Genomic DNA, 17336 nt, shown 5'->3' with positions numbered 1-17336 from the left:
TAATAAAATGCAAAATTATTATTTTGAGGAAGTATGCCCTTTTGTATTAAAATGTAATTTGGTAGGGCAGACTGTTCAAAAATAAGTTTAGTTTAACCGAAAATGAGATCAAATGAGCGTCTCGTTTTCTTTTTGTCTTTCGAAATCATACACCATTTGGTTGATTTTGCAAAGACCTATTATCGCTTTATTGAGGGGTGAATGAGTTGACAGGTCAACTAGTTCAGTACGGACAACACCGCCAGCGTAGAAGCTTTGCGCGTATTAACGAGGTGCTGGAGCTTCCGAACTTAATCGAAATCCAAACAGCATCTTATGAGTGGTTCCTTGAAGAAGGATTGCGCGAGATGTTCCACGACATTTCTCCAATCGAAGATTTTACAGGTAATCTTTCACTTGAGTTCGTCGACTATACATTAGGCGATCCGAAGTATGATGTCGATGAGTGTAAAGAACGTGACGTAACGTATGCTGCGCCATTACGCGTAAAAGTACGTTTACACAACAAAGAAACAGACGAGGTAAAAGAGCAAGACGTCTTCATGGGTGACTTCCCATTAATGACGGAAACAGGCACATTTATCATCAATGGTGCTGAGCGTGTTATCGTTTCTCAGTTAGTTCGTTCTCCAAGTGTTTACTTCCATGATAAAACTGACAAAAACGGTAAAAAAGGCTTTGGCGCTACAGTTATTCCTAACCGTGGTGCATGGCTTGAATATGAAACGGATGCAAAGGATGTTGTCTACGTTCGTATCGATCGTACACGTAAACTTCCTGTAACAGTATTGTTACGTGCATTAGGCTTTGGCTCTGACCAAGAAATCATCGATATTATCGGTGATAACGAGTATCTGCGTAATACGCTTGAAAAGGACAACACAGAAAGCACTGAAAAAGCGCTTCTTGAAATCTACGAGCGTCTACGTCCAGGCGAGCCGCCAACAGTTGAAAGTGCGAAAAGCTTACTTTACTCTCGTTTCTTCGACGCAAAACGCTATGATTTAGCGAATGTTGGTCGTTATAAAATGAATAAAAAGCTGCATATCAAGAACCGTTTGTTTAACCAAACGATTGCAGAAACACTGGCAGATCCAGAGACTGGTGAAATTTTAGTTGAAAAGGGCGCGTTAATTGACCGCCGTACATTGGATAAATTAATTCCTTATTTAGAGAAGGGTATTGGCTTCCGTACGCTATCACAAGTTGGCGGCGTATTAGAGGATGATATTACAGTCCAATCAATTAAAATCTATGCACCTAACGATGAATCTCAAAAAGAAATTAATGTTATTTCAAATGCTTATATTGATGAAGAAGTGAAGAATATTACGCCAGCTGACGTATTAGCTTCTGTATCTTACTTCTTCAACTTATTATATGGTGTTGGTAACACGGATGATATTGACCATTTAGGTAACCGTCGTCTACGTTCAGTTGGGGAGCTTCTGCAAAACCAATTCCGTATCGGTTTATCTCGTATGGAACGTGTTGTGCGTGAGCGTATGTCAATCAACGACACTGCTGCCATCGTACCACAGCAATTAATCAACATCCGTCCTGTTATTGCTTCTATTAAGGAGTTCTTCGGTTCTTCTCAGTTGTCGCAATTCATGGACCAAACAAACCCGCTTGCAGAATTAACGCACAAACGTCGTCTTTCTGCATTAGGACCTGGTGGTTTAACACGTGAACGTGCTGGTATGGAAGTACGTGACGTTCACTATTCTCACTATGGTCGTATGTGTCCGATTGAAACGCCAGAGGGACCGAACATCGGTCTGATTAACTCGCTTTCATCGTTCGCCAAAGTAAATAAATTTGGTTTCATTGAAACGCCGTACCGTCGTGTTGATCCTGAAACAGGTCGCGTAACGGATCAAATCGACTACTTAACTGCCGATGAGGAAGATAACTATGTAGTAGCGCAAGCGAACTCGATTCTAAATGCAGATGGCACATTTGCAAATGAAGAAGTTGTAGGCCGCTTCCGTGGTGATAACACTGTATTCAAACGCGATGTGATCGATTACATGGACGTATCTCCGAAGCAAGTAGTATCTGCTGCCACAGCATGTATCCCGTTCTTGGAAAATGACGACTCAAACCGTGCATTAATGGGAGCGAACATGCAACGTCAAGCAGTTCCGTTATTAAATCCTGAATCACCATTTGTTGGTACAGGTATGGAACACGTTGACGCGCGTGACTCAGGTGCTGCCGTAGTTGCAAAATACGATGGAATTGTCGAACATGTTGAAGCACGTTCGATCCACGTACGCCGCATTGAAGTAGTAGACGGCAAGGAAGTTAAAGGCGATTTAACAAAATACAAGTTACAAAAATTCATTCGTTCTAACCAAGGTACTTCTTATAACCAGCGTCCAATCGTAAAGGTTGGCGACCGTGTAAAACCTCGTGATATTTTAGCAGATGGTCCATCAATGGAGCGCGGCGAATTAGCGCTTGGTCGTAACGTACTTGTTGCGTTCATGACATGGGACGGCTTTAACTATGAGGATGCTGTTATTATGAGCGAACGCCTTGTAAAAGACGATGTATATACTTCTGTTCATATTGAAGAATACGAGTCAGAGTCTCGTGATACAAAATTAGGACCTGAAGAAATTACGCGTGATATTCCAAACGTAGGGGAAGATGCGCTTCGTAATCTAGACGAACGCGGAATCATCCGTATCGGTGCGGAAGTTCGTGATGGTGATATTCTAGTAGGTAAAGTAACACCTAAAGGAGTTACAGAGCTTACAGCTGAAGAACGCCTATTACATGCAATCTTTGGTGAAAAAGCACGAGAAGTACGTGATACATCATTAAAAGTACCTCACGGAGCTGGCGGTATCGTTCTTGATGTAAAAGTATTCAACCGCGAAGATGGCGATGAGCTGCCACCAGGTGTTAACCAATTAGTTCGTGTCTACATTGTTCAAAAACGTAAAATCCGCGTTGGTGACAAAATGGCCGGACGTCACGGTAACAAAGGGGTTATCTCTCGTATCTTACCGGAAGAAGATATGCCATTCATGCCAGACGGCACACCGGTAGATATCATGCTTAACCCACTTGGGGTACCATCTCGTATGAACATCGGACAAGTTTTAGAGCTTCATTTAGGTATGGCTTCACGCTACCTAGGCGTACACATGGCTACTCCTGTATTTGACGGCGCTAACGAGGAAGATGTTTGGGAGACAATGGAAGAAGCTGGTATGAACCGTGATGGTAAAACAATACTGTATGATGGACGTTCAGGTGAGCCATTTGATAACCGTGTATCAGTTGGGATCATGTATATGATCAAACTTGCCCACATGGTAGATGATAAGCTTCACGCACGTTCAACTGGTCCTTACTCATTGGTAACGCAACAGCCGCTTGGTGGTAAAGCACAATTCGGTGGTCAGCGTTTTGGTGAGATGGAGGTTTGGGCACTTGAAGCATACGGTGCTGCATATACGTTACAAGAGATTTTAACTGTAAAATCCGATGACGTTGTCGGCCGTGTGAAAACATACGAGGCAATCGTTAAGGGTGAAAGTGTTCCAGAACCAGGAGTACCAGAGTCATTCAAAGTATTAATCAAAGAGCTTCAATCTTTAGGTATGGATGTTAAGATGTTAACAATCAACGATGAAGAAGTAGAGCTTCGCGATTTAGATGATGAAGATGATCTTCAGCCTGCAGATGCATTAAATATTGCACCGATGACAGATGAAGAGCCTGCAGAGTCATTCGAATAAGTAGTATTTCCACGGGCAGGTATTGCCTGCCCGTTTTTTATAATCATTATTTTTTCTGTACAAAAGTTTAATCGGTTTTCGGTTTAAACTTTTTTTGGTGGATAGGTATGAAACTTATCCTTATCTACACAGCGAGGGCGTCATCACAAGTTATGATGCATCTTGCAACCGTTAAATTGTCGAGCTTCGGAAAGAGTCATTAGAGGACTTATACTAAAGGGAGGTAGGCTCCTTGATAGACGTTAATGAATTTGAATATATGAAAATTGGTTTAGCTTCTCCGGACAAAATTCGTTCTTGGTCTTATGGTGAGGTTAAGAAGCCTGAAACAATCAACTACCGTACATTAAAACCAGAAAAAGATGGTCTTTTCTGTGAACGAATCTTTGGACCAACAAAAGACTGGGAATGTCACTGCGGTAAGTATAAACGTGTACGCTATAAAGGTGTAGTTTGTGACCGTTGTGGTGTGGAAGTGACACGTGCAAAAGTTCGTCGTGAGCGTATGGGACACATCGAATTAGCTGCTCCTGTATCACATATTTGGTACTTTAAAGGGATTCCAAGCCGCATGGGTCTTATCTTAGATATGTCTCCACGTGCACTTGAGGAAGTGATTTACTTCGCATCTTACGTAGTAATCGACCCTGCAGGTACAAACTTAGAACATAAACAACTTCTTTCTGAGAAGGAATATCGTGCATACCGTGAAAAGTTCGGCAGCTCGTTTGAAGCAGCGATGGGTGCAGAAGCCATCAAAAAACTTTTAGAGCAAATCGATCTAGAAGTAGAAACAACTACATTGAAGGAAGAGTTGAAAACAGCTCAAGGCCAACGACGCACACGTGCGATTAAACGCCTTGAAGTAGTAGAATCATTCCGTAACTCAGGCAACAAGCCTTCTTGGATGATTTTAGATGTACTACCGGTTATTCCACCAGAGCTTCGTCCAATGGTGCAATTAGATGGTGGGCGTTTTGCAACTTCTGATTTGAATGATCTTTATCGTCGAGTAATTAACCGTAACAATCGTTTAAAACGTTTATTGGACCTTGGTGCACCAAGCATTATCGTACAAAACGAAAAACGTATGTTACAAGAAGCAGTAGATGCACTGATTGATAACGGTCGTCGCGGCCGTCCTGTAACAGGTCCTGGTAACCGTCCGTTAAAATCACTTTCGCACATGCTGAAAGGGAAACAAGGTCGTTTCCGTCAAAACTTACTTGGTAAACGTGTTGACTACTCTGGTCGTTCGGTTATCGTAGTAGGTCCAAACTTAAAAATGTACCAATGTGGTCTGCCAAAAGAAATGGCAATTGAGCTATTCAAGCCTTTCGTTATGAAAGAATTGGTAGAGCGAGGTCTAGCACATAATATTAAATCGGCAAAACGCAAAATTGAGCGCATGCACAATGAAGTATGGGACGTTCTTGAAGATGTCATTCGTGAGCATCCAGTATTGCTGAACCGTGCCCCAACGCTTCACCGTCTTGGTATCCAAGCATTTGAGCCTACATTAGTAGAAGGCCGTGCAATTCGTCTACACCCACTAGTATGTACAGCTTATAACGCTGACTTCGATGGTGACCAAATGGCGGTTCACGTACCTTTATCTGCTGAAGCACAAGCTGAAGCACGTTTACTAATGCTAGCTGCACAAAATATCTTGAACCCGAAAGATGGTAAGCCGGTAGTAACTCCATCTCAAGATATGGTATTAGGTAACTACTACTTAACTCTTGAGCGTGAAGGTGCTCGTGGTGAAGGCTCTATTTTCTACGGCTCAGATGAGGTGTTAATTGCATATCAAACTGGTCATGTACACTTACACACTCGTATTGCTATCCAAGCAGCTTCTTTAAACAACCAGACGTTTACAGAAGAGCAAAACAAAATGTTCTTATTAACTACTGTTGGTAAGGTAATCTTCAATGAAATTTTACCTGAATCATTCCCTTACATTAATGAGCCAACAGATACAAACTTAGAAGACAAAACACCTGAGAAATACTTCGTGAATTTATCAATTGATGAAGAAACACTTGCAGAGCTAGAGGCATCGGAAGAGTATAAAGCTCTATCAGAAGCTGAAAAGATTGAGGCGCAGCGTCAAGCAGTTTTACGTAAGCACTTTGAGTCTATTCCAGCTGTGCCGCCGTTCCGTAAGAAATTCTTAGGAAATGTCATCGCACAAGTATTCAAGATGTTCAAAATTACTGAGACTTCTAAAATGCTTGACCGTATGAAGGATCTAGGATTTAAATATTCAACTCGTGCAGGGATTACAGTAGGGGTTTCTGACATTGAAGTATTACCTGAAAAAGGTGAGATCCTTGAAGATGCACAGGCAAAAGTAGATAAAGTCATGAAGCAATTCCGTCGTGGTTTAATCACTGAGGAAGAGCGTTATGACCGCGTAATCGAGATCTGGTCAAAAGCGAAGGATACAATCCAAGGCAAGCTGATGGACTCATTACAAAAAACAAACCCAATCTTCATGATGTCTGACTCTGGTGCACGTGGTAACGCATCTAACTTTACGCAGCTTGCTGGTATGCGTGGTCTGATGGCCAACCCGGCTGGTCGTATCATTGAGTTACCAATCAAATCTTCATTCCGTGAAGGTTTAACAGTATTAGAGTACTTCATCTCGACTCACGGTGCGCGTAAAGGTCTTGCCGATACAGCGTTAAAAACGGCTGACTCAGGTTACCTGACTCGTCGTCTAGTAGACGTAGCACAAGACGTAATTGTTCGTGAGGATGATTGTGGTACTGACCGTGGTTTAACAATCGGTGCGCTGATGGAAGGCAATGAGATTATCGAAATGCTTGATGAGCGTATCATCGGTCGTTATACGAAGAAAACAATTCTTCACCCAGAAACAGGTGCAGTTATTTTAGAGCGTGACGGCCTAATCACTCAAGACGTAGCAAAAGCTATTGATGAAGCTGGCATTGATCAAGTAACAATCCGCTCTGCATTCACATGTAATACAAAACATGGTGTATGTAAAAAATGTTACGGTATGAACTTGGCAACTGGTGACGAAGTTGAGGTTGGGGAAGCGGTTGGTATTATCGCAGCTCAATCCATCGGGGAACCAGGTACACAGTTAACAATGCGTACATTCCATACAGGCGGGGTAGCCGGAAACGATATTACACAAGGTCTTCCACGTATCCAAGAGATCTTCGAGGCGCGTAATCCGAAAGGGCAAGCGGTTATCTCTGAGATTACAGGTAAAGTAGTGGAAATCGAAGAAATCCGTGAAGGCTTAAAAGAAATTACGATCCAAGGTGACGTAGAAACTCGTAAGTATCAAGCGCCTTACAATGCTCGTCTGAAAGTTCAATTAGATGACATGATTAGACCAGGTCAAATCCTTACTGAAGGTTCTATCGATCCAAAGCAATTACTGAAAGTAAAAGATGTAGCAACAGTTCAAGAGTATCTGTTGAAAGAAGTACAAAAAGTATACCGTATGCAAGGGGTAGAAATTGGTGACAAGCACATCGAAGTAATGGTTCGCCAAATGCTTCGTAAAGTACGTGTAATCGAAGCAGGTGACACAGAATTACTGCCTGGTTCATTACTAGACATTCACCAATTCCTTGAAGCGAATACAGAAGCGGTGTTGAATAGTAAAAACCCTGCAACTTGCCGTCCTGTAATTCTAGGTATTACAAAAGCATCTCTTGAAACAGAATCATTCTTATCTGCTGCATCATTCCAAGAAACAACGCGTGTGTTAACAGACGCTGCAATCAAAGGTAAGCGTGATGAGCTTCTAGGACTGAAAGAAAACGTAATTATCGGTAAACTTGTTCCGGCAGGTACTGGTATGCAACGTTACCGTCAAATCCGTATTGCAGACGATGAGCCTGCAACAGAAGCAGAATTAACGTCATTCGAATAAAATGCAAGGGAAAAGGGCGGCTTTCCCGCTTCCCTCTCCCTGTATAAAGAAGATAAATCCTTGTGGGACTTTCTAGCAGTGGTATGAGCTGCTGCAGAGAAATACATCACCTCGATCCAAGAGGGTCGGGGTATGTTTTTCTGAAGATATTAGTTGACAGTTGGAATTAGGAATGATAATATATTCAAGGTTGATAGTTAACTGTCTGTGCTTTTGGAGGATATGAAAATGTCTTATGAAAAGATTAAACAGGCCAGTCAAACAATCATAGGTACAAAGCAGGCAGTGAAAGCAATGCGTGCTGGACAAGTACTCGAAGTTTTTGTCGCACTTGATGCAGACAGTTGGGTAACCGATCCGGCCATTCTTCTCGCGAAAGAAATCGGGATACCAGTTCATCTCGTCGAGTCAAAGAAAGAACTCGGAAATGCTTGCGGCATTCATGTTGGAGCTGCGATTGTTGCGATTACTGCGATGTAGTTTTTGTGTAGTTGTACACAAAGACTTTGTTTTTACCCAAAAAATGAACCACCTGGATGTGTGGTATTAAAAGGACTCAATGAAGGGAGGAAAAATCGATGCCTACAATTAACCAATTGGTACGTAAGCCTCGTAAATCTAAAATCACGAAATCAAACTCACCAGCGTTAAACAAAGGTTATAACTCATTTAAAAAATCTTTAACTGATGTTAAATCTCCACAAAAACGTGGTGTTTGTACTCGTGTAGGTACTATGACGCCTAAAAAACCTAACTCAGCGTTACGTAAATACGCTCGTGTACGTTTAACTAACCAAATCGAGGTTACAGCGTACATCCCAGGTGAAGGCCACAACTTACAAGAGCACAGTGTTGTTCTTATCCGTGGCGGTCGTGTAAAAGACTTACCGGGTGTTCGTTACCATATCGTACGTGGTGCTCTTGATACTGCTGGTGTAAACGGTCGTATGCAATCACGTTCTCTATACGGTACAAAACGCCCTAAAGAAAAGAAATAATTAAAACGAAAAACTCTTAAATAGATATTTATCTGAAAGGAGGAAAACACATGCCTCGTAAAGGTCCTGTTTCCAAACGTGACGTGTTACCAGATCCACTTTATAACTCAAAGCTAGTAACTCGTTTAATCAATAAAATGATGATTGATGGTAAAAGAGGTACTTCTCAAAAGATTTTATACGGTGCGTTCGAACTTGTTAAAGAACGTTCTGGTCAAGATCCACTAGAAGTATTTGAAGCTGCATTAAACAATGTAATGCCAGTTCTTGAAGTACGCGCTCGCCGTGTTGGTGGTTCTAACTACCAAGTACCGGTTGAAGTTCGTCCAGAACGCCGTACTACTTTAGGTCTTCGTTACCTAGTTAACTATGCTCGTCTTCGTGGTGAAAAAACTATGGAAGAGCGTTTAGCTAACGAAATCCTAGATGCATCTAACAACACAGGTGCTTCAGTTAAGAAACGTGAAGACATGCACAAAATGGCAGAAGCAAACAAAGCATTTGCTCACTACCGCTGGTAATTTCATTCATGCTCTAGCTTGCTAGAGCATGAATTATACTTAACAGTTTTAACCCAATATGGAAGGAGAAATTTCCTATGAAACGCGAATTCTCATTAGAGAATACACGTAATATTGGGATCATGGCTCACATTGATGCTGGTAAAACAACAACAACTGAGCGTATCCTTTATTACACTGGTAAGATTCATAAAATCGGTGAAACTCACGAAGGCGCTTCTCAAATGGACTGGATGGAGCAAGAGCAAGAACGTGGTATTACAATCACTTCTGCAGCGACAACAGCTCAATGGAAAGGGCACCGCGTAAACATCATCGATACTCCAGGACACGTAGACTTCACTGTAGAGGTAGAACGTTCTCTACGTGTACTTGATGGTGCGGTAACAGTCCTTGATGCTCAATCAGGTGTTGAGCCTCAAACTGAAACTGTATGGCGTCAAGCTACAACTTACGGCGTACCTCGTATCGTATTCATCAACAAAATGGATAAAATGGGTGCAGACTTCTTATACTCTGTAGGCACTTTACATGACCGCCTGCAAGCGAATGCACACCCAATCCAATTACCAATCGGTGCTGAAGATGAGTTCAAAGCAATCATCGACTTAGTGGAAATGGATGTAACTTACTACGACAACGAAGAAGGTACAGCATTACGCGAAGGTCAACCAATTCCTGAAGAATATCAAGCACAAGCTGAAGAATACCGTGAAAAATTAATCGAAGCAATTGCTGAAGTTAATGAAGATATCATGGAGAAATACTTCGCTGGTGAAGAAATTACGAAGGAAGAGTTAAAAGCTGCTATTCGTAAAGCTACAATCGCAGTAGAATTCTACCCAGTAATCTGCGGTACAGCATTCAAACACAAAGGTGTACGTAAAATGCTTGACGCAGTAATCGATTACCTACCATCTCCAGTTGATGTACCTGCAATTAAAGGTACTGATGTGGATGGTGAAGAGGAATTAGTACGTAATTCTTCTGATGAAGAGCCATTTGCAGCTCTTGCATTCAAAGTTATGACTGATCCATTCGTAGGTAAATTAACATTCTTCCGTGTGTACTCTGGAACATTAGATTCAGGTTCATACGTACAAAACTCTACTAAAGGTAAACGTGAACGTGTAGGTCGTATCCTTCAAATGCACGCGAACAGCCGTGAAGAAATTTCAAAAGTTTACGCTGGTGATATCGCTGCTGCTGTAGGTCTTAAAGATACTACTACTGGTGACACTCTATGTGATGAGAAAAATCTTGTTATCCTAGAGTCTATGGAATTCCCAGAGCCAGTTATCTCTTTATCAGTAGAACCAAAATCAAAAGCTGACCAAGATAAAATGGGTCAAGCTTTACAAAAACTTCAAGAAGAAGATCCAACATTCCGTGCACATACAGACCAAGAGACTGGTCAAACGATTATCTCTGGTATGGGTGAGCTTCACCTTGACATCCTAGTTGACCGTATGAAGCGTGAATTTAAAGTAGAAGCTAACGTTGGTGCTCCAATGGTATCTTACCGTGAAACATTCCGCGGTTCTGCTCAAGTTCAAGGTAAATTCACTCGTCAATCTGGTGGTCGTGGTCAATACGGTGACGTATGGATCGAGTTCTCTCCAAATGAAGAGGGCGCAGGTTTTGAATTCGAAAACGCTATCGTTGGTGGTGTAGTTCCACGTGAATACATCCCTGCAGTAGAAGCTGGACTTCGTGATTCTTTAGACCGCGGTGTTGTTGCTGGTTACCCATTAATCGACATCAAAGCTAAATTATTCGATGGTTCATACCATGACGTTGACTCCAACGAAATGGCGTTCAAAATCGCTGCTTCTATGGCTTTAAAAGCTGCTGCATCTAAATGTAGCCCAGTAATCTTAGAGCCAATGATGAAAGTAGAAGTTGTAATTCCAGAAGAGTACCTTGGTGATATCATGGGTAACATTACTGCTCGTCGCGGTCGCGTAGAGGGTATGGAAGCTCGCGGTAACTCACAAGTAGTACGTGCAATGGTTCCACTATCTGAAATGTTCGGATATGCAACAACTTTACGTTCAGCAACTCAAGGTCGCGGTGTATTCTCAATGGTGTTTGATCACTATGAAGAAGTACCAAAATCAATTGCTGAAGAAATCATCAAAAAAAATAAAGGTGAATAATTGAATTTTCATCTTGTATCAAGTATAAATAACTTGTAAGCTATGATTGCATGGCTGATAAGGGCCCTTATCGGCCAGCAGTTATAACATAAAAAACTAAAACACATATTTAGGAGGCTTTCTCTAATGGCTAAAGAAAAATTTGACCGTTCGAAAACGCATGCTAACATTGGTACAATCGGACACGTTGACCATGGTAAAACAACTTTAACTGCTGCTATCGCAACAGTTCTTTCTAAAAAAATGGGTGGCGAAGCTAAATCTTACGCTGACATCGATAACGCTCCAGAAGAAAAAGAGCGTGGAATCACAATCAACACTTCTCACGTTGAGTATGAAACTGAAACTCGTCACTATGCACACGTTGACTGCCCAGGACACGCTGACTATGTTAAAAACATGATCACTGGTGCTGCTCAAATGGACGGCGGTATCTTAGTAGTATCTGCTGCTGATGGCCCAATGCCACAAACTCGTGAGCACATTCTTTTATCTCGTCAAGTAGGTGTTCCTTACTTAGTAGTATTCATGAACAAATGTGATATGGTAGACGACGAAGAATTATTAGAATTAGTAGAAATGGAAATCCGTGACCTACTATCTGAATATGACTTCCCAGGTGATGACCTACCAGTAATCAAAGGTTCTGCTCTTAAAGCTCTTGAAGGTGAGCCAGAGTGGGAAGAAAAAATCGTTGAATTAATGAACGCAGTTGATGAGTACATCCCAACTCCAGAACGTCAAACTGACAAACCATTCATGATGCCAGTAGAGGACGTATTCTCTATCACTGGTCGTGGTACAGTAGCAACTGGCCGTGTTGAACGTGGTCAAGTTAAAGTTGGTGACGTAGTAGAAATCATCGGTATCCAAGAAGAAGCTAAATCAACTACTGTAACTGGTGTTGAAATGTTCCGTAAATTATTAGACTATGCTGAAGCTGGTGACAACATCGGTGCATTACTTCGTGGTGTAGCTCGTGAAGATATCCAACGTGGTCAAGTATTGGCTAAACCAGGTTCAATCACTCCACACACAAACTTCAAAGCTGAAGTTTACGTTTTATCAAAAGAAGAGGGTGGACGTCATACTCCATTCTTCTCTAACTACCGTCCTCAGTTCTACTTCCGTACAACTGACGTAACAGGTATTTGTATGTTACCAGAAGGCGTTGAAATGGTAATGCCTGGCGATAACATCGAAATGACTGTAGAATTAATCGCTCCAATCGCTCTTGAAGAAGGTACTAAATTCTCTATCCGTGAGGGTGGACGTACTGTAGGCGCTGGCGTTGTAGCTTCTATCCAAAAATAATTTTAGCTGATGCTAATTTAAAAAACCTTGAGGGGACGCTCTCAAGGTTTTTTTGTGTTTTTGGCCAAAATTAACAATAAAAGGTTTTTTTATAGTATTCTTATTGAGAGGAGGCGAAAAAATGAAAGTATTATTAATAGAAGATGATCCATCAATTTTTGAGCAAATACAGGAGCGTTTTGCCCAATGGTCGATTTTGGTGGTTGCTCCCAGCAGTTTTCAAAAAGTGATGGATGACTTTCTAGCAGAGCAGCCGCAGTTAGTAATTATTGATATTCAACTGCCTGCATTTGATGGTTTCCACTGGTGCCGTGAAATACGCGCCATCTCAAAAGTGCCGATTCTCTTCCTCTCCTCTCGTGATCATCCGATGGATATGGTGATGGCGATGCAGATGGGAGCAGATGATTTTGTACAAAAGCCTTTCCATATGGATGTGCTAATTGCAAAGGTTCAAGCGGTTCTTCGTCGTACATATGACTATAAAGAGCAGCCTACTGAGATCATTCGCTGGAATGAAGCAACCCTTGATTATGACCGAGCGCTTGTTACCTATAATGAGGAACAGATTGAACTGACCAAAAACGAATTGTTTATATTGAAGATTCTTGTGAAGGCGAGTAATCAAATTGTTTCACGAGATGAATTGATGCGAAAATTATGGGATGATGAGAGATTTGTAAACGACAATACGTTAACAGTGAATGTCAACCGTTTGCGTCAGCGGCTTGGAGAGATCGGGCTGGAAGATGTAATTGTGACGAAGAAAGGCCTCGGTTACATGGCGGTGGAGAAATAATGTGGTGGCTATTCCTAAAAGAACACGCAGCTTGGATTGGTTTCTTTCTTATCTCCCTTGTTTGGTCAAATGTAGCCTTTACCCTAGATGCCGGTTTTTCAGGTGTTTCTATTGTTTACTTTAATATCATTCAGTTTGTGATATTGGTTATATTTTTAGGATGGCGCTTTTTCGCTGATCGAAAGGCTATTCGAACGTTGTTAGACAGTACAGTCATGGAGGACATTGAACCAATCGGACTGACAGCTTTCCAGTGCCTGTATATGGAACGGTTTTTGAAAGAGCTGGAAGAAAAAGCACAAATCATTAATGAATTAAGTATCCAAAGGCAGGAGGAATCGGATGATTTGCTTGCATGGGTACATGAGATGAAAGCACCCCTTACTGCTATTAAATTGATGATTGAACAAGTGAAAGAGGATAAGCTGCGTTCTAAGCTGGAGCAGGAGTGGCTTCGGATCTATTTACTGCTCGATCAGCAGCTTCATCAAACACGGCTGCTGACAATCGAGCAGGATAATCGCTTAGAGCAGGTAGAAATCCGGCAAATCGTATACAAAGAGATTCGAGATTTCCAATCTTGGTGTATGGAGAAAGGAATCGGCTTTGAGGTGGAAGAGCTCGATCAAGTTGTCAAAACAGATGCCAAATGGCTGGGATTCATTGTAAGGCAAGTACTATCGAATGCTATTAAATATAGTCCTGCTAATGAAATGATTCATATAATGAGTTATGAAGATAGTGATGGCCATCCGGTTCTGCAAATCCAGGATTTTGGACCAGGTATCAAAGCAGAAGATCTCCCGCGTATCTTTAAGAAGTCTTATACAGGGACCGTTGGGAGAGAATCATCAGCCGCTACGGGTATGGGCTTGTACTTGGCCAAAAGTGTAGCAACCAAATTAGGCATTAGCCTAAAGGTAGATTCCATGGTAGGGAAAGGGACAAGTGTCACCATCCAATTTCCTTGTGAAAATGCATATGATCAATCTTACGGTATGTGACGAAATTGTCATGTACCGTTTGTTTTTGTCATGTAAAACGCACGAAATCAAACAGATGTCCTTGTAAAATGAAGATACAAGTTATGAAAGAGAGGGGTTTTTAGATGAGCATTTTAACAGCGCGGAAAGTGCGTAAAGTATATGGCAAGAAGTCAACAGCCCAAGAAGTATTAAAGGGTATAGACTTAGATGTAGAAAAAGGTGAGTTTGTAGGAATTATGGGAGCATCAGGTTCCGGTAAGACAACACTGCTTAATGTGCTGTGTTCGATTGATCAGGTGACGGAAGGTATTGTAGAAATCAATGGGCAGCACCTTCAAAGAATGAAAGAGAGAGAGCTGGCAAACTTCCGAAGAGACGAACTAGGGTTTATTTTTCAAGAGTATAATTTACTTGATACATTGACAGTAAAGGAAAATATCCTGCTGCCGTTATCAATTAAAAAAATTCCGAGAGCAGCTGCAGAATCGAGATTCCGGGAGCTTGTTCGTATTTTGGATATTGAGGGAATTGCAAATAAGTATCCGAACGAAATATCAGGCGGTCAGAAGCAGCGTACTTCTGCTGCCAGGGCATTAATTACAAAGCCGTCCATCGTCTTTGCCGATGAACCAACAGGAGCGCTAGATTCAAAGGCAGCTACAGCGCTGCTGAAAAATCTGGAGGATATCAATAACCAACAGCAGGTAACGATCATGATGGTAACGCATGATGCGGTTGCAGCGAGCTTCTGCTCTCGGGTTCTGTTTTTAAAGGATGGAGCGTTGTATACGGAGCTTTACCGCGGGGATAAGGCGCGTAATGAGTTTTTCCAGCAAATTTTAAGTACGCAAAGTGTGCTGGGTGGTGACGGCTATGAGTCTTAGCCAATTAGTTTTCCGAAGCATGCTAAAAAATATGAAGCAATACTTTTTGTATTTCTTTGCGCTTATTTTCAGCGTTACACTGTATTTCTCATTCGTTACCCTGCAGTACAATCAAGCAGTAATCGAACAGACTTCCAATAGCGGGACCGCTTCTGCGGGCTTTGAGGCAGCTACTTATATGCTGTACTTCATCGTCCTGTTCTTTGTACTATACGCAAATCATTTATTTATAAAGCGCCGCAGTAAAGAAATTGGTATGTATCAGCTGATCGGGATGACAAAGACCCTGATCTTCCGTTTAATTGGGCTTGAAAATATCGTGTTATTTGCAGGAGCGGTATTAAGTGGGATGGTCTTTGGCTTTTTGAGCTCTAGACTATTCGCTATGATCCTGCTGAAATTGCTAGAACAAAATGTAGTAGTGGAAATGACATTCAGCAAGGAAGCTGTAATTAAAACAGCTGTTGTGTTTACTATTTTGCTGCTGATCATTCTAATCCAAATGGCTTGGATGATTCGACGAGTCACACTGCTTAACTTATTCACTGCTTCAAAACAGGCGGACGAGCGTGTTAAACGGTTTAGCCCTGTTAAAATGGTTATTGGAGTAATTGGCATTGGGCTGATTGCATATGGTTACTATGCATCGACAAGGTTGTTTGATATTGAAAGTAGCAATAACTTATTTTTAAACATGTTAATCATTTTAGCGACAACGATTGGAGGAACATTCCTCGTCTTCCGTTTCTCTGTTTCATTTGTAATGAATTTAATTCGTTTAAAGAGAAATGGACATTTAAATATAGTTGATGTTCTGGCGGTTACACCGATTATGCACCGAATGAAGGGGAATGCAAAATCGCTGACACTCATCACTGTGTTAACGGCAGTATCATTAGGGGTTACAACACTTTCTTATATTTCCTATTACTCAACGGATAGCGCTGTCCAGCAGAAAGTACCGGCAGATTATATATTGACGAATTCGAAAATGGATGAGTTTTTAACAGCGCTAGAGGAAGAAAATATCGAATATGAAATGGACTTTTATAATGTTTCCTATGTAGAGGTGCCAATGAAGGAAGTCGTAGCAATTCCTGCAGCGGGTGATGTATATACAAAGATATTCATTATTCCATTAAGTGATTATCGACAAATCGATGAGGCAATTACATTGCAGGAAAATGAGGTAATGATCGAGAGTCATGCCGGCTATCTAGCTGAGATGTTCCCGATAGAAAAAGGAAAAGAACTTACTGTAAAGCTCGGAACAGAAGAAAAGCAAGCAACAGACAAAGTTAAAGTGAAAGAAGTTAGGGAAGAGCCGATCCTAAGTTGGGCGACAACAACAGGAGGCGGACCGATTTTTGTAGTGAGTGATGAGAAGTTTAAGGAGTATAAACAATACGCTGCTGATCCGTATAGAGAGTATCAAAAATCCATCTTCCTAAAAAATAAAAATGATATCGAACGTGCAGAGCAGCTTCATAAAGAATATGGACAGGAAACGAAAGATGGAACTGCCCATTATTTCGCAAATCCTACACAAGAAGAGACTCGCCAGGATTATTTAGGAACGCTTGGTGTTACAATTTTCACGACTGCCTTTTTAGGACTGGCGTTTTTACTGGCAACTTGCAGCATTTTATATTTCAAGCAGACAGCAGAAGCAGACGATCAGAAAGATTCATTTACGATTATGCGTAAAATTGGCTTCTCTGAACAGGAATTAATGCGTGGGATTTATGCGAAGCAGCTTTTCAACTTCGGTGTTCCTCTATTAATTGGTTTACTGCATAGTTATTTTGCGGTGAAATCAGGCTGGTTCCTATTCGGTTCAGAGCTAGTAGCGCCAATGATAATTACGATGGCTTTATATATCGCTATGTATATCGTATTCGCGCTTCTATCCATCAGTTATTACAGAAAAGTGATTCGGGGTACATTATAAATCATATTAAAATCAGACCATCAATTTTTTTAAAATTGATGGTT

The 17336-nt window shown here is 41.4% G+C and carries 11 protein-coding genes; all 11 read left to right on the top strand.

Annotated features, from left to right (window positions below; all coding sequences use genetic code 11):
• Window positions 1-197: 197 nt before the first annotated feature.
• Window positions 198-3758 carry a DNA-directed RNA polymerase subunit beta gene (gene rpoB / locus AA0Y26_RS21875; protein WP_413364085.1) on the top strand — a complete coding sequence of 1187 codons (3561 nt, stop codon included), beginning with the start codon at window positions 198-200 and terminating at the stop codon, window positions 3756-3758.
• A gap of 232 nt (window positions 3759-3990) precedes the next feature.
• The gene (gene rpoC / locus AA0Y26_RS21870) at window positions 3991-7680 is read left to right on the top strand and encodes a DNA-directed RNA polymerase subunit beta' (RefSeq protein ID WP_413364084.1); all 3690 of its coding nucleotides are present in this window, start codon (window positions 3991-3993) and stop codon (window positions 7678-7680) included.
• Window positions 7681-7908: 228 nt separating this feature from the next.
• Window positions 7909-8160: a ribosomal L7Ae/L30e/S12e/Gadd45 family protein gene (locus tag AA0Y26_RS21865; RefSeq protein WP_413364083.1), complete on the top strand. Its 252-nt coding sequence runs from the start codon at window positions 7909-7911 to the stop codon at window positions 8158-8160.
• A gap of 98 nt (window positions 8161-8258) precedes the next feature.
• Entirely contained in the window at window positions 8259-8678 is a 420-nt protein-coding gene (rpsL, locus tag AA0Y26_RS21860) for a 30S ribosomal protein S12 (RefSeq protein ID WP_004233609.1), read from the top strand.
• A 50-nt stretch (window positions 8679-8728) separates the two neighbouring features.
• On the top strand, window positions 8729-9199 hold the full coding sequence (gene rpsG, locus AA0Y26_RS21855) for a 30S ribosomal protein S7 (protein WP_036151980.1): 471 nt from the start codon (window positions 8729-8731) through the stop codon (window positions 9197-9199).
• A gap of 77 nt (window positions 9200-9276) precedes the next feature.
• Window positions 9277-11358, top strand: a complete 2082-nt coding sequence (gene fusA / locus AA0Y26_RS21850; protein ID WP_413364082.1) for an elongation factor G — start codon at window positions 9277-9279, stop codon at window positions 11356-11358.
• 126 nt (window positions 11359-11484) lie between these two features.
• Window positions 11485-12672, top strand: coding sequence for an elongation factor Tu (gene tuf, locus AA0Y26_RS21845; RefSeq protein ID WP_413364081.1), 1188 nt, complete (start codon window positions 11485-11487; stop codon window positions 12670-12672).
• 121 nt (window positions 12673-12793) lie between these two features.
• Window positions 12794-13471, top strand: coding sequence for a response regulator transcription factor (locus tag AA0Y26_RS21840; RefSeq protein WP_413364080.1), 678 nt, complete (start codon window positions 12794-12796; stop codon window positions 13469-13471).
• Window positions 13471-14475, top strand: a complete 1005-nt coding sequence (locus AA0Y26_RS21835; protein WP_413364079.1) for a sensor histidine kinase — start codon at window positions 13471-13473, stop codon at window positions 14473-14475. Before AA0Y26_RS21840 ends, AA0Y26_RS21835 begins: the two co-directional genes overlap by 1 nt.
• 104 nt (window positions 14476-14579) lie before the next feature.
• Entirely contained in the window at window positions 14580-15341 is a 762-nt protein-coding gene (locus AA0Y26_RS21830; protein ID WP_413364078.1) for an ABC transporter ATP-binding protein, read from the top strand.
• Complete coding sequence (locus AA0Y26_RS21825) at window positions 15331-17292, top strand: FtsX-like permease family protein (RefSeq protein ID WP_413364077.1); 1962 nt, start codon at window positions 15331-15333, stop codon at window positions 17290-17292. Before AA0Y26_RS21830 ends, AA0Y26_RS21825 begins: the two co-directional genes overlap by 11 nt.
• Window positions 17293-17336: the final 44 nt, after the last annotated feature.

It is taken from the genome of Lysinibacillus canaveralius (assembly GCF_047301505.1).
Lineage (GTDB): Bacteria > Bacillota > Bacilli > Bacillales_A > Planococcaceae > Lysinibacillus_B.
Note: the sequence above shows the minus strand (reverse complement) of the source record. Positions and strands in the feature narration are given on the sequence as shown.

What these genes read in the sequence shown, in the direction of transcription:
- AA0Y26_RS21865 (WP_413364083.1), top strand. Translation starts at nt 7,909, where the DNA reads ATGTCTTATGAAAAGATTAAACAGGCCAGTCAAACAATCATAGGTACA.
- rpsL (WP_004233609.1), top strand. Translation starts at nt 8,259, where the DNA reads ATGCCTACAATTAACCAATTGGTACGTAAGCCTCGTAAATCTAAAATC.
- rpsG (WP_036151980.1), top strand. Translation starts at nt 8,729, where the DNA reads ATGCCTCGTAAAGGTCCTGTTTCCAAACGTGACGTGTTACCAGATCCA.
- fusA (WP_413364082.1), top strand. Translation starts at nt 9,277, where the DNA reads ATGAAACGCGAATTCTCATTAGAGAATACACGTAATATTGGGATCATG.
- tuf (WP_413364081.1), top strand. Translation starts at nt 11,485, where the DNA reads ATGGCTAAAGAAAAATTTGACCGTTCGAAAACGCATGCTAACATTGGT.
- AA0Y26_RS21840 (WP_413364080.1), top strand. Translation starts at nt 12,794, where the DNA reads ATGAAAGTATTATTAATAGAAGATGATCCATCAATTTTTGAGCAAATA.
- AA0Y26_RS21835 (WP_413364079.1), top strand. Translation starts at nt 13,471, where the DNA reads ATGTGGTGGCTATTCCTAAAAGAACACGCAGCTTGGATTGGTTTCTTT.
- AA0Y26_RS21830 (WP_413364078.1), top strand. Translation starts at nt 14,580, where the DNA reads ATGAGCATTTTAACAGCGCGGAAAGTGCGTAAAGTATATGGCAAGAAG.
- AA0Y26_RS21825 (WP_413364077.1), top strand. Translation starts at nt 15,331, where the DNA reads ATGAGTCTTAGCCAATTAGTTTTCCGAAGCATGCTAAAAAATATGAAG.